Origin of the sequence: Paenibacillus qinlingensis, from assembly GCF_031455095.1 — a bacterium.
Taxonomy (GTDB): domain Bacteria; phylum Bacillota; class Bacilli; order Paenibacillales; family NBRC-103111; genus Paenibacillus_E; species Paenibacillus_E qinlingensis_A.
The window spans coordinates 1,597,023-1,611,790 of the sequence record NZ_JAVDSB010000001.1 but is presented as its reverse complement, the minus strand read 5'-3'; the positions used below and the strand labels follow the sequence as shown (position 1 = coordinate 1,611,790).

Sequence of the window (14,768 nt, the reverse complement as noted above, 5' to 3'; positions counted from 1 at the left end):
CCATATTGAAATTTGCAAAAGGCGTTGAGTCTGCCAACGCCTTTTGCAAGTATAGCCAAGTTATTTCTTAAGGAGATCCGCAACTTCCGTTGAGATCTGATCCCCACCCTGTGCCTTCCAATCTTTAACAAACTTATCAAACGAATCGATTGGCGTCTGGCCAAGGATGATTTTTAGAACGGTCTCATCTTCCATCTTTTTCAAGTTCGCCCATTTAGTCTCCATTGTCGGTGTTTGGTTATAGGTGACACTGAACACTTTTTTATTGATCGGGATCGTTGAGAATGCACGGTCGCCAATCAGCAGTGAATAGAGACGTTGGAAATCCCCGAAGTTGGTCTTATCGAAGTTGCTGACGTTCAAGTTATCGTACGGCGGTTTAACTACGCTTTGTACCTTCTTTGCATCTGCGTACATCAGTTTATACAAGCTGTTCGGCACATTGTAATCTTCTGGTTTCTTTTGACCGTTCAAGACTTTAAGAAGCTCGGTATATTCATACTCCGTTTCATTTGCCGCAGCCATGACATTACGCAGCGGATACCAAGACACAGCGACGGATAGGTTGAATGTGGCTTCATCGCGTACAAGCGCGTTATTCATGATGAGAATCGCTTTAACAACATCTGGTTTCGCGTTCTTACTGATGAGCGTATACGTACTGCCTGTCGTTTTCATATGGGTGTTCCATTTCCCGTCATCCGTATAAACAGGATAAGCTTGCCAGTTGGCATTCGGAACGTTTTTGAAGGAATCCCCGTTTCCGTATCCGCCATTCCACCACGGACCAAAGAAGATTCCCGCCTTGTTGGCATTGATGGGATCCCCTACGTTGTCACGGGTACCAACCTCTGGGTCAATGAGTCCCTTTTTGTACCAATCAGCCAGTAAAGCCAGTGTTTTCTTTGTATTGTCTGTCGTTGTTCCATAGGTAACCGATCCGTTACCATTATCTAGCCAGTAGCCTGGATAGGCGTCTAAAGCACCGAATAACGGATCAAATCCACCCATGTTGTTGGAAGAAACGAGGAAGGTTGCGTATGGGAACGTATTTTTTGAAGGACCTGCAATGCCGATTGTTTTGTCCCCGCCCAATTTGTTGTCAATGAAGGCTTTCGCTGTTTTCTCAACGTCTCCCACTGTCTTGGGCACCGGCATATTTAGTTTATCGAGCCAATCTTTGCGAATCCACATGATGTGAACCCCATCTGTATCCACGGTGATATTAGGCAGTGATGTCATTTTGCCTTTGTAACTTGCGTTTTCCAACGCACGGCCTTGTGTACTTGCCATAATTTCCTTGACTTGCGAAGAGGCATACTGGTTGAACGAATCGGTGATATCGTACAGTAATCCTGAACTGGCCGCTTTCGTCATAAAGGACCTGTCATCTACAACCATGCCGTCTGGCAGTTTGCCCGATGCAATAGAGAGACTCACTTTTTGCTTATAATCATTACCAGTTGCTGCCGTCCAATCAACGATAATATTGATGTTGTACTTTTCCTTCAGATAACGCGTATATTGATTGTTTCCTACACTATCACCTTGCGGCAACGTTTTGTCTGTTGGATCCACAACCATGCCAATATGAACATCGACCGGAGATGGAAATTTGGAAAATGCTACATCATCACTAGTTTGTGTTGCGGTTGTACTTGAAGGCGCTTTCACTTCAGGTGATGCAGAAGCTTTCACATCTGATGTTGAAGGCGTCTTCGTTTCTTTTGTTTCATTTGGAGAAGTACAAGCTGCCATGCTTGAAACTAGAAATGTCGTCAGGAGTACGCTTACAAGTTTTCTTTTCAACTTAATCCCTCCCTTATATCTTTTCATCCCAATTATACATGGAAGGTTGATAGAAAAAGTCCGATGGATGTATCGCGTTTAAAGTGAACGCATGCTCGCAAGGGGGGTATTTGTTAGATGTTAAGTGATCAAATCTCTCTGTGACGCTGTGCCCGAAATTCGGTTGGAAGCAGCCGCGTCTGCTCGTAAAATATTTGCGAGAAGTATTTGGCGTCACCATACCCAACTGCATGGGCAATCCATGTCACTGGACGATTCGTTTCAGATAAAAGCCGCTCTGCAGCACGGATTCGTTCTTGCCGGAGATAATCGTTGAAAGTGGTTCCAGTTAATTTTTTAAAACACTGACAAAAATAACTGCGGCTCATATTCACATGCTCGGCAACATTCTCTGCATGTAACGTGTCCGCCGTATGTTCACGAATAAATTGCACGGCCTTGAGCATGCAGATCATCGTTTTCGATAAATCTGTTGACTTCGTCACTTGCGTATAGATGAGCATCCGATATCGGCGAATCCATTCCACAGCTGACCGGATGTCGTCGATTTCAGACCAGAACCCCGTGTCGAGCTTAGCGGCGATCTCTACTTGTGAGATTACACGCATAAATAGCGCTTCAAGCCTACGAACTGAACGATTCATCGCAATCGTTTGCGTGCATAAATGTTGGAATATGGCCTCATTATACAGCCAGTACAGGGAGTGCCAATCGTGTTCGAGCTTGCGCCATTGCTCATCCTCTACGCTATCATGTTGGATTGACAATGTAGTCGTCGCCCCAGTAACCGATATGTGCTGAGGAAATTCATCAGCTAATTTAAGACGGATTCGTTTGAGAATTTGTTGGTCATCCTCTAGCTCTAGTCGTACTTTAGAAATATAATCGAGAACCCCCAATCGGTAAGCGGATTGAACAGTTTCAAAATCTTCATGAAACGTTAACATCACAGAACGCAAAGTCGGATATTTGATACGTGCTGCCTGTATCAATTCGATCCCTGACATCACGGGCATGGAAATATCGACAAACATCAGATCCACCGTATGCTGGTCTAGAAATTCCAATGCTTTCGCGCCATTTGCAGCTTCCCCAGCTACGGTCATGCCATGCTCGGACCAGGGCATGATGGAAATAAGTCCTTTTCGCGCGAGTTTATCGTCATCGACAATTAATACTCGAATCATATCAGTTTCTCCTTTCAATAGGGGAGATACATGATTACCGTTGTACCATGGTTCGGAGTGCTGTCAATCTGTAGACGGGCTCTATCTCCATAAAACGATTCCAACATAGATCGTACATATCGCAGGCCGATCCCCCTCCCTCCCTGCTGTTGATCAGGCGGTTCACGTTGCAACAAGGCAAGTGTCTCTTCGCTAAGTCCTTTGCCATCATCGCGAATGATGATTATGATAATTCCAGCTATTTCGTAAGGAGCAATTCGCACTTCCAGCTTGCCTTGATCATCGAGGCCATGACAAACGGCGTTTTCTACGAGAGGTTGAAGAATAAAACGAGCGACAGGACTATCGAGATAATCTCCTTCAGGAATATCCAAATTCACTTGAAAATCGTATCGCTTTTGCTGAAGATCAAGATAAGCGCGCATAACTTGTGTTTCGGTTCGGAGTGTTGCTGTTTCCTGAGTTTTCCCTAAATTGTAGCTAAGCAAAAAAATCAATGTCGATACGAACTTGTCGATTTCAGGCTGCCGGTGCATGACGGCCAGCCAACGTACCGAATTCAGCGTATTCATCAAAAAATGCGGATTTATTTGATAAGCGAGTTTCTCTATTTCCAACTGATGACGCCGTTTCTCCTTATGTTCAACATCCATAATTAATTGTTGAATCTGTTGCTTCATTTTATTAAATTGATCAAAGAGCTTGTCAAACTCAGAAATGCCAGTACGATACTGCATCGCATCCATGTGCCCTCTTCCGAGTGCTACCATCTCCGTTTCGAACACGCGGAGCGGTCTGTTGATCAACCGCAGCAGCAGTAACGCGATGGATAACAGGATGATTAGAGCGATTCCCAATATTATCAACATATGATTTTTCCAAGTGTAAAATTCGTGGTTATAGCTCTCTATAGGCAGCATAAGGGCGATATGATAACCATAATCACTCACTAACTGATCCCATATATATCCCTCGCTTATACCCGAACTCCCGCCAAGTACCAAGTCTTGACCGACGGTAAACATACTTGGATCACTGCTGTATTGAATTTGCTTCTCTTGATCACTCAAAACCAGTACGTACGGTAAATTTAGACTGGATGAAAGCTTACTAATGTCCGTCGCGAGATCGGACTTGGCTTCGACATAAATCACTTGCTTCGTTCCATCGGAAAAAGTAATTTCGCGTGTTACCGACACGACTTGATCATCGCTGAATCTGCATAGGGACAAATGTGGCGATTGGTAATTGATGCTCTCGTTGCCAGCTACATTAGGTAAGGATTGCATTGTAAAATCTTCACGTAACGGTAAATTTGAATATAGCGGGTGTTTGTCCTCAGGATTGTAGTACATCACCAACTCCATTGCAGGGTTTGAAAAGGAGATCAGTCCGATATTGTTCGATACACTTAGTGAGAGTTGAAGTCGTTTGTAGAGATCGTCAGTGGAGAAATAGGTATCCATGAGGTTGCCGACATTTCCTTGAGGTGTCATTTGTTGCGTCACTTGGAGCAGATTATAATACACTTGCGTGAGCTTCATTGATTGCTGGTATAAATCGAAGGCCATGTTCGTTTTAATTTTGTTTTGCTGCATCGTGTTAATCGCATTGTACGAGACAGACGCCATTAAAATGGAACATCCAAGAAAACTCGAAATGAGCGTAACAACAATTCGTTTCCTGAGTGAAGAAGTACCGAAAGGGTTACGCAATAATCTAGCAAAACCTGTCTTACTACGAATAACTTTCAAGGTCAAAGTATTGATCAATGTAATGCTGCGCACATTCACCACCCCATAGTTGAACTACCTTTAGTAAGTTAATTCTCCAAATACTTCCTTAAAGTTTACCGTTATGAGTATTCGATGTGGATTGAATTTCTCCTTCTGCTTAAGCTACCGTCACTATGATGGTTTGCTTCTTTGTAATTATGATGGTGTGCTCATGTTGCGCCGCAAAGCCGCCGTACGGTAGACATAAAGTCCACCCATCTGACTGCTCTACAACGTAATCCGCACCCGTTGATAAGAAAGGTTCAATCGTAATGACGACCCCCTCCTTCAATACGCGTTTATCGTGCTTGTTATAAAAAGGAAGAATATCCGTTGGCGCCTCATGCAAGGATTTCCCAACACCGTGGCTGCACAAATTCTTTATGACCGCGTAACCTCCTTTTTCAGCTTCGGTTTGAATCATTCTACCGATTTCATTCAGTCTTACGCCATGTGTGAGTGAAGAAATAACCTTCATCATCGTATGGTGAGTATAATTGCAGAGGCGTGTTAAGGACGAATGATAGGGTGGCATTTGAAAAGAGTTCCCCGCATCTGCAAAATAGCCTCCACGTTCTGCAGAAACATCGATGTTAATAAGATCGCCTGGCTGAATTTTCCGATTTCCTGGTATGCCATGAGCCACTTCTCGGTTGATGCTGATGCATGTGTTGCCCGGGAAGTTTTTGGTTGTTTTTGGAGCAGACACGGCTCCATGGCTATTTAAAAATCTTTCTCCGATATCATCCAATTCATTCGTCGTCATTCCGACACGTGCTTGACGTTTCATTTCAGCTATTGTCAACGCAACGATTTTACCGATTTTCATAAGTTCATCGATATCTTTCTGGGAACTGATTGTCATAGAAAGACCTCCTTTGTTATACACTTCCAATTTTACATTCGCGAAAAGTCTAAATCAATGTAAGGTGTGTTTTTAAGTTAAAAAAGCTGATGCAAAAAGCCAGCAAACTCACAGTTTGCTGGCATCTCATATAACATTTATTTATCATTCCGTTGTATTTAGTCCCGTATAACAGCAATCCCAGGTGGGAAGCTTTCATTCCACTCCCCATTCTCGTATTGGAGTCGAATCGTGCCCGTGGGCACATTCAGCTGCAAAGAAAATGACGTCCAAGTCGCTGGAAGCTTTGGTCGAAAAGCAATTGCTCCCCACCCCGGCTTCGCAGGTTTTAAGCCGATAATGTCTTCGATCAGCACAGGAACCGGCCCGCTGGCCCATGGATGGCACAGGCTAGTGTTCCATTTCTGATCTTTCCCCCATGCTTCGAAGCAAGTGGTCGCGCCTTCTTTCAGCATATTCCCCCAAGAATGCTCATCGTCCGCTGAGAGCAAGTCATAGATCAACGCATACTCTGCCACCTCAGCAAGTGCTTTCATGACAAAATAAGAGAAATAAACGCCGCATGCAAAACGTTTGGTCCGGATCATGTCAACAATCGTGGTGACTGATTCCTCAGGGGCTATATGGTATAGCAGCGGAAGTACATTGGCATGCAAGGCATGATGCGTACTTTGCTCTGAATCCGTAAACAAACCATTCTCCTTATCATAGAATGCTTTAATAAAGCTCATCTTTAATTGCGGAAGTCGATTCTCATAGTCAACATGAAGCAAGTCTCTTATCTCGTTAACGGTACTTACACAGCCGATATAGAGCGCATTAATGACGTTATGACAGCCAGGACTGACAGGCCTGCTGAGTTCAAAATCATAATTGTCACGTAAGTTCTGTGGCCAATCGACCAGATTCCATTTGTCCGTGACATCCTTTAGCAATCCATCTTCGCGCTCAAATTGCGTGAAATGTTGTAATAAACCTTCCGCAAAAGGGTACATTTCCTGAAGAAATGCCTTATCTCCACTGTATCGGTAATATGTGAGAAGTTGCTGCGGCCACTGCAAAGAGAAATCAGCGATTTCCTGCATGTAATGTCCGGGTACAACAGCCATGATCCCTACACACACGAACGAACTTCGAGCGAATTGCTCAATAGCTTTACGGTATAGCCGTAAATCGCCACTAAGCAGCATATGGGAGTGACCAATAATCGTATTGTCCCCCAAATATTGACCCTTTTCTCGACTTGGACAATCTACATAATTTTCCTGCGAACCATAGCGGACACCGTTTTTGCAAATGTCAAAAATTTGATTCATCCGTACATCCGAACTATGAAGCAGACAGCTTTCTTCATCCAATGGATAATGTCTGACTACGGCGTGGAATGAGTCTGGTATCAACGCTTCCTCAGGTCCCTGCACTTCCACATAACGAAATGCTTTGTAATCATATGTTTCAAAGTAATCGATATCCCCAGATAACGTCCACTGATCATGATAAAGGCAATTGCAACGCATTTCGTAGCGAACTGCTTGATCCCCGGTCATCAGTTCTTCCCCTGAGAAAATATGTACGGGATCTCCCCCATTTCCATGGGCACTCATGGCGAACTGGCCTGTCAACTCACTCCCGAAATCAATCAAAAAATGACCTTCTCCAAGCCGTTTGACATGTGCAGGTTGCTTTTTATAGACGGCAAGCAATGGCGTTGGTTGCTGTACGAACGTATAATCCGTTCGCTCCGCGGCTTCTGCATAATCCCATTCGGAATCGTCGTAACTGATTTCAGTCCAGCCCCGATTGGTTAGCCTTGCGTCCAGATTCTCTGTAAATTGCGTATCATAGCCGAATTTGATGCCTGGTTGATTATCTTGAGCTCGTTTCACTTTCCAGGTACCATCAGTTTTAAGCAGAAGATTCTCACCTGCCCATAGTTCAGCTATCAAACCTTGCCGATAGTCGGCGCTGTTATACGCGCGATTTAACAGCCCTTGATAATAGACATGAACAGCAATTGCATTTTCGCCCAATTTCAAATAGGAACGTACATCTATTTTATTGAAATAGTAATGATTCGCATCACTTTGAGCTGGCCCTTGAGCGACGAACTCGCCATTAATATACAATTTATAATAATCGTCTGCCGTCAGGTTAAGCCAAATATCTTCCTCATTCATCACCTGACTATCTAATGAAATTGCCCTTCTAACATACCAATGATGATGCTGTAAATCAGGATCGTGTGGTTCGATTTCAACCTCTTCAAGTTCTTTATGGAAGAGATAGGGTTTCTTCAAATTAGTAAAAGAACGTTCTGTCAACCAACTTGCCTGCCACGCTTGCGTCAACCATACCAACTCCACTTCACTTCAATGTTAAACAAACTATGGAGTCATCATAACGTGCGATCTTAAGTGAATCAATATACACTTTTTCGCTTAGATCACATTTTTTATAATTACGTATTATTTTGTATACACAACGGGAAAATCCGCTCCGGTCAAAAGTTCACCTGGTTGTACATGGATATGTTTCCGCATAGGGTGATTGCCGACGGGCACATAACGAATGTTACCCGGCATGTAATGTACAGCAATCGCACGACGCTTCATCTCTGAGTGATTAGGCAACGATCCGTGCCAGGTCATACAGTGATGGTAGCCGACCTGACCTTTCTTGATTTCAAACGGTACTGGTTTTATCTCCACACCTGGTGGTAACAATTCAGGGCGTTTATGCTGCGGCATATGATCTTCGCCGTGAAGCAAATGTCGTTGATGATCTCCCCAAGTATGACTACCGGGTACCATCCACATACAGCCGTTCTCAATAACGGCATCGTCCAACGCCACCCAAGCGCTAATCAGCTCTGATGGTTGAATGATCGGCCATAGGGGATGATCCTGATGCCACTTCGTTGGGCCACCTGTGAGTGGCGGCTTATATTGAATTTGATCATGCCAAATCCGCAATGTGTCAATACCCGCGAGTTGTGCAACATCTTCGCATAAGGTGCGATTAGCGGCATGCTGTAAATAAATATCACTGGCCATCCAAATGTTAACGACCTGAACAATGGTTTCATTTGCTTCCATGCTCATGCCATATTCACTTTTATCTGCTAAATTACGATTTAAAACCGGTTTCTTCACCGTTTTCCCTTCCAACACGAGATCCAGTTCACGACGCAGAAGCTCAACTTCCTCATCGTTTAGCACAACCTCACCTTTTATAAAACCATCTCGCTCAAAAGCCTTCACTTGTTCCACTGTCAGCATGTCGAATCCCCCATCTACGATTTGTAGGTAGCTGTTGTTCTTGCTTACAAGATCAAGTGTAACAGTTGACTTGCCACAAGTCGTTGCAGGAATGATTAGAATTAGTTGCACTTTCCAAAGGTTTTCAAGGACATATAGCGAATTAGGTGAGAACAAAAGATCGATAAGGGAGACAATTAGATGGAACATTCTCGTTCACTAGGGCCGATGAGCTTATTGCTTCCTGCTGTGAACTATGCCAATATACAGAACGCTGCGGCCGGTACAGCTTACGGTCCTCGAACCATTCCTGATTATCAGATTGTTTATGTGATTTCTGGACGCATGAATTTGTTCATAGGCTCCGAAGAATATGAAATTCTGCCAGGCGATTGTGCTTTTTGGGGAGCAGATACGCTGCATAAACTTACCGTTCATCCAGATATGCCCGCCACGTTCATCAGTCTTCACTTTGATTGGACGCGTATGTCTCCAGAGCCTATTCATCCAGGTCCAAAGCTGAAAAACTTTCATGAGAACCCGCCCTATGAGCCAGCGCTGCCCTACACTGTTGAAGTTGAGAGTTACGGCAGCGTGTCGTTCCCTGTTCATTTTAGGTTCTTGGAAGGTGAACGGATTTTTCATCAAATTGTTCAAGAATACAAAGAAGAAGATCATGGCTACGCCATGGTATTAAGAGGACTTCTACTACAAGTCTTAACTCAAATCATACGTCGTGAGTTAGATGTTGCTTTCACACATAGTTCTAAACGAACCATGATTAGCAATGCTTTACAGATGATTAAGGAACATCCCGAGCAAGCATGGAGTATAACAGAACTAGCCAAGAGCTGCGGTTATCATCATATTTATTTTTCCCAGTTGTTTAAAGAGGTTATGGGTGTTTCACCTAAGCGATACATGATTCATAAGCGAATACAATTGGCAAAAAAGTTGCTTTTAAAAGAAGAAAAAGTCGAGGTTGTTGCTAGTAAGCTTGGCTATACTTCTATCCATTACTTCAGTCGGCATTTTAAATCCATAAGCGGAATGTCACCGTCTACGTTTAGATTATATGGGAATGAAGTGGGCGACTTATAAGTTAGTTTTTGTCAGCCAGTCATAACTCTCTCTATCGGAGTTAATCCAATCCTCCCAAACAAAAAGCCGTCCCCAAGTAGAAGAATCTACTTATGGAACGGCTTCTATACAAAGCTAATATATGACATCTACCCCTGATTGCCTTCGACAGCGATTAAAACTACAGCTGCAGCTAAGCCTAAGCGGCGATCAAGCTTGTCGTTCGTGTCAGCGGAAAAATCAAGGTTTAACTTTTGAACGAACGGATTAAAGTTTTGTTTGAACTCAGCGACTTTTGTTCCGTTTAACTCTACATTGTAATGTTGAGGAATCAAATTTGTCAGGAACCTCCGTAGTAGAGCTAACAGCGCGTTATCTTCTTTAATCAATCCAATCTCCGAATCATTAGGGCCCAAAATCGCCCATTCATCTTTGAAGATCGACTTCAAACCTTTTCGTTGCAGTGAACCTACCTTTTGCCCGGATTCTACATCTACTACGTCAAAGATAGACGAGAAATCAATAACACTTCGCGCTTGAATGCTAATCAACTCTTGTTGCATGGTTTCATCCCCGTATATTCGGATGTCTTCCTTCAACTTGAAAGCTTTCATCTTGGAGAACAGAATAGCCCTATCGTCCATGTCGAAAATATCAATTTTAGCGCCAAGTAGAGAAAGGATCTGTTTTCTAACTGCGAATTTTTGTTGTTTAAATTTCGGATTCAAGTCTTCACCCCTCTTTGCTATATGACATAATAATTCCACATTTTCGCTTCGTATTCCTGCATCTCTGTCGATTAATGTCAGTATTTTGTAGTTTTTTGTTGTTCTAAAAAGTAACGGGGACCTCTACTAAATCTTGAATACTACCGTCGCGGGCACTGCGGGTGTACACCATTAATGAACCATTTGGTGTAGTGGGTGTTTGATCAAATTTGATTTGTACGTCGAATAATCCGAAGGCAGGAGCACCATGTGCAGCTGTTGCAGCTTTTTCTTCTGTAATGGAACGCCCCATTGCGTCGCGAATTTGGTAATTTATCGTCGCTTCGAAAGCTCTGGCGCTCCCCATCAATCGTTGTCCGGAAGCAATCTTCGTTCCAGGTAAAGGCTCATATACGACGATATTCGTCGAGGATGGAAGCGGGATGACCAACCGGAATCCGGGGTAAATGACATCAGGTGATAGCCCCTGACGATTGCGGTTAGCTCGAATTAACTCACTCATCGGTGTTCCAAAGCGGCGGGAGATACTGAACAGAGTGTCCCCCTGCTCTACTTCGTAGGCAAAAGAAGCAATAAACAGCAACTGAGCGACTTTGAGTACGTCCGGTTGCTGGATTTGATTAAGTCCCGCCAACATATCAACGCTTACAGAGAAACGCTCTGCGATCCTAAATAAGGAATCACCCGGCTGAACCTGATACAGAACAGAGCTTTGCTCCGCCATTCCTGGCAATCTGGCTAAGAGCACTTGACCAGGATAGATTCGGTTAGGGTCTGATGAAGGTGGATATAACGCATTAATCTGAACTAGCGACGGTACGTTGGTACCCAGTTGTTCAGCAATCGAATACAAGGTGTCACCCGGGTGAACGGTATACAGCAAGTGGGTTCCTGATGAAATCGGCATGGAAACGCAACTCCTTCTTCAAATAGGTATATACCCATCATATGCCGTATTTATCTGTTAACGTGAATAGCGCTAAACATATTCCCACCAGGCTTCGATCCAGAGAAGATGTCCAAATAAAATAAAGCCACAAGACAACCCAGCATGTCTGGTTGTCTTGTGGCTTTATCAGGTTTTTCTTTTATAGTGGATTCGCTTGCGACTGTTTTTTACTTCCTGGTGCAAACCAACCTAGAAGAGCTATCGCAATCAAAACGCCATAGAAGATTAGCGTCCAGGCTGTGCCATGTGGGAAACTATGATCCAACACACCGATATCTTCATGGGCTAGAGTAATGACAGCAAGCTTCACGCCGACCCAGGCAACAATCGCGTAAGCCGTGGTTTCGAGTGCTGGCCGCTCAGCAAGCAGTTTCACAAACCACGTAGCAGCGAATTTGATTAAGACGAGTCCAGCGATTCCGCCAAGTAAAACAACTAGGAATTTTCCTCCGTCCATTCCGCCGAAATCAGCAAGCGGTGAGTCCGGTAGACCAAGTGCAAGTGCTACTGCGGCAAGAATGGAATCAATCGCAAATGCGAGATCCGCAATAGCAATTTTTCCTACGGTAGGCCAAAATCTTTTCCCTGCTGCATCTTTCTTCAAGTCCTCGCGATTATTCTCATTTTCCTTGAAGAACCGCGCTTGGATAATGTGCTTTAACCCGAGATATAACAGGTAAGCCGCACCGATCGCCTGGATTTGCCAAACGTTCGCAATAAATGATATGGCAAACAACGCCGCGAAGCGGAAAACAAAGGCCATAATGATCCCATAGTTGATCGCTTTCTTTTTCTCATTATCCGGTAAATGCTTCGCAATTACTGCCAAAACTAGCGCATTATCCGCAGATAACAAACCTTCCAAACCGATAAGTATCAGTAAAGCCCATGCATACTCTAACCAAATTGAATCCAACTTTCCATCCCCTTTCAATGTCAAACGTCACTTGTTAGCTTGTCCGAATATAATATATCACTTTGCTGCTGTCAAATAGTTTTAAGAATAGTCTCCCTTATATTACCACAACTTCATGAAAACATCCCCTCCGGTGCTTCAAGCACGAAAAAAAGCCTGATTCCTCAGGCTTCTGCATGTATCCAAACTATAACAACCATTCTCCCACAATGCCTGCAATCTCCCACTGACCATCTGATCGTCCCAGTAACGTGACGGAATTGCCTTGCACAGCTGTACCGATAAGGGATTTCCCTCCACTTGGTGTCAGAATGCTCTTACCAGGCTGTGTCACGAGATTAAGTCGATTCGAGGCTTCTACAAAAAAAGTATAAGTAACGGATGCTTTTGCTGTAGGTAGTGTCAGACTAACCTCTCCAGATGAGCCGGCATTAGTGATTTTGAAACCGATGTAATCGAGAGTGATGGCGCCGGAGGACGTGAACGTTTGAATGGGCAGCGGACTTTTTTCTGCATAAATGTCCTCTGAAGTGGGATCTATCGAATACATGCTTTGACCTCCACCTTTGATGGAGCAGTTGAGATAGGCAACGTTCCGTATGATTTCTGATTTGTTTTTCTTTAAAGAAAATCCTCGTTTTATCAAGGGGACTTGTCGTGAATCAATGGATTCACAGTCCATATAGACCGCATTTCCAATAGCGGTTCGTACCTGTGCGGGCACCGTTGTAAGGATGAATGAGGAACCATATCCGTAAGGATCATCTGGCTGATTAACTGTATTGCAGTTGATCGCTTTACAGCGAATATAGGATCTCTTCGCACTGTCTGCGGAGAATGATAAGTCAGAAAATCCGCCGTACTGCTCACTATCAGCAATACAATCAATCAATTTAATTTCACCTTGGACGGCTTTGGCGCCATCTCCTCCATAATTCATGGAATAACCAAATGAATTGCCTTTCGTGATGCAGCGATCAAAAACGATATCAATTGGCGCACTAACCGCAGTTGGTTTCAACAAAGTGATTAGGAAACCACGACCTGTGTTCCCTTCCGCCACACATTGGATGAAGCGAATATTTTTCAGCAGGTCCAGTTGGCCATTCGGCTCAATATCGACGCCACTCTGAGGAGCTGTCCCTTTTGTGTTGGTGAAGCGACAATTTTCCACAGTAAGGCCATCTACCGAAATAACGGATAAACCTTGTCTGCGGTTATTGTCCGCTCGGCAGTTTCGGATCACAATATTCCGGCAGAAAGTTACTGTCGATTCAAAATACCCGATATAAAACCCGTCTCCACCACTGTCATTGGCATTGATATTCTCAATTACAACGTTCTCGGATCCGCTAATATCGAAAATGTGAGCCTGTTCACCGGACGTATACGCCGCTTTGTTCATACGAAATATGGCACCATTCCCATTGATATATACGTCTTTAACAGTTTTGATACGTATTAACCGTTCGAAAGTTGGACTTACCCGGCTAAGGGTATCTATCGCTTGAATTATCGTCCCCGGCTCTAGTTCGATGGCGATTTGGCTTGGAATGAACAGTTGTCCTGTTAAGTAAAAGCCGCTCCGCTGCTTAGGAATAAACAACTTGTGGCCAGAAGCAGTGTTCAAAGCTGTTTGTAAAGCCAACGTATCGTTCGTCAAGCCATCACCTTTAGCACCGAACCAGGTTGCGATAATCGTATCTTCATACATGCGTTTGAATCGCTTGCCATTCGTAGATACAAGTACAGTTCCCGTGTTATCCGCGGTAGTCGTGTCATTTGGATCATACCGGAAGAAACCTTCTTGCATCTCATTCGTTACGTAGTAAGCCAAACTCGGATTAGGATCAAGTTCAGTCCTCAGATCCTCCAGTTTGACTGTGACGCACAATTGCATATCCAGTAATTCCAGTAATTCTTTCTTCCGATTTTTATTCGTTATACCGTATACGGAACCGGTTACTGTCTGATCTTTGGCGAAGACTGTTGACCTTCCCACTCCCTCCCAGAGTCCTGTAGAGATTGCAGCAATTCCTCCCAGTCCTAACGTAGCGAGCAGCTTCCTGCGACTAATTAATGGTTTATTTTTCTCTTCCCGAACTGTTGTTCCCTCTGCGTCCACGTTATGTGCAGCTTCTTCTACATCATTTGATTGGTTAGATGGTTTAGACATAGCTATCGTTACTCTCCTTTTCCCGA

11 protein-coding genes are annotated in these 14,768 nt (G+C 43.9%); 1 reads left to right on the top strand and 10 read right to left on the bottom strand.

What is annotated here, in order from left to right:
* Window positions 1-60 precede the first annotated feature (60 nt).
* The 6 genes from J2736_RS07350 to J2736_RS07325 all read right to left on the bottom strand — a co-directional run bounded on the left by J2736_RS07350 (window position 61) and on the right by J2736_RS07325 (window position 9,103).
* The gene (locus J2736_RS07350; protein ID WP_310224860.1) at window positions 61-1,809 is read right to left on the bottom strand and encodes an extracellular solute-binding protein; all 1,749 of its coding nucleotides are present in this window, start codon (window positions 1,807-1,809) and stop codon (window positions 61-63) included.
* Window positions 1,810-1,937: 128 nt separating this feature from the next.
* A complete protein-coding gene (locus J2736_RS07345) occupies window positions 1,938-2,996 on the bottom strand; it encodes a response regulator (RefSeq protein WP_310224858.1) in 1,059 nt (352 codons plus the stop codon).
* 14 nt (window positions 2,997-3,010) lie between these two features.
* Window positions 3,011-4,783 carry a sensor histidine kinase gene (locus J2736_RS07340; RefSeq protein ID WP_310224856.1) on the bottom strand — a complete coding sequence of 591 codons (1,773 nt, stop codon included), beginning with the start codon at window positions 4,781-4,783 and terminating at the stop codon, window positions 3,011-3,013.
* A 106-nt stretch (window positions 4,784-4,889) separates the two neighbouring features.
* The gene (gene map / locus J2736_RS07335; protein ID WP_310224854.1) at window positions 4,890-5,636 is read right to left on the bottom strand and encodes a type I methionyl aminopeptidase; all 747 of its coding nucleotides are present in this window, start codon (window positions 5,634-5,636) and stop codon (window positions 4,890-4,892) included.
* Window positions 5,637-5,794: 158 nt separating this feature from the next.
* Complete coding sequence (locus J2736_RS07330; RefSeq protein ID WP_310224853.1) at window positions 5,795-7,984, bottom strand: family 78 glycoside hydrolase catalytic domain; 2,190 nt, start codon at window positions 7,982-7,984, stop codon at window positions 5,795-5,797.
* Between the two features lie 117 nt (window positions 7,985-8,101).
* Window positions 8,102-9,103: a phytanoyl-CoA dioxygenase family protein gene (locus J2736_RS07325; protein WP_310224851.1), complete on the bottom strand. Its 1,002-nt coding sequence runs from the start codon at window positions 9,101-9,103 to the stop codon at window positions 8,102-8,104.
* Between J2736_RS07325 and J2736_RS07320 the strand changes: the two genes are divergently transcribed.
* Window positions 9,095-9,994, top strand: a complete 900-nt coding sequence (locus J2736_RS07320) for a helix-turn-helix transcriptional regulator (RefSeq protein ID WP_310224850.1) — start codon at window positions 9,095-9,097, stop codon at window positions 9,992-9,994. The genes J2736_RS07325 and J2736_RS07320 overlap by 9 nt on opposite strands.
* A gap of 128 nt (window positions 9,995-10,122) precedes the next feature.
* Here the strand turns inward: J2736_RS07320 and J2736_RS07315 are convergent, their stop codons facing one another.
* The 4 genes from J2736_RS07315 to J2736_RS07300 form a co-directional block, all read right to left on the bottom strand.
* The gene (locus tag J2736_RS07315) at window positions 10,123-10,701 is read right to left on the bottom strand and encodes a hypothetical protein (RefSeq protein ID WP_310224848.1); all 579 of its coding nucleotides are present in this window, start codon (window positions 10,699-10,701) and stop codon (window positions 10,123-10,125) included.
* 103 nt (window positions 10,702-10,804) lie between these two features.
* Window positions 10,805-11,608 (bottom strand): LysM peptidoglycan-binding domain-containing protein, encoded by an 804-nt coding sequence (locus J2736_RS07310; RefSeq protein ID WP_310224846.1) that lies wholly within the window; start codon window positions 11,606-11,608, stop codon window positions 10,805-10,807.
* Window positions 11,609-11,789: 181 nt separating this feature from the next.
* Window positions 11,790-12,566 carry a TerC family protein gene (locus J2736_RS07305; RefSeq protein WP_310224844.1) on the bottom strand — a complete coding sequence of 259 codons (777 nt, stop codon included), beginning with the start codon at window positions 12,564-12,566 and terminating at the stop codon, window positions 11,790-11,792.
* 187 nt (window positions 12,567-12,753) lie between these two features.
* On the bottom strand, window positions 12,754-14,742 hold the full coding sequence (locus J2736_RS07300; protein ID WP_310224842.1) for a right-handed parallel beta-helix repeat-containing protein: 1,989 nt from the start codon (window positions 14,740-14,742) through the stop codon (window positions 12,754-12,756).
* Window positions 14,743-14,768 lie beyond the last annotated feature (26 nt).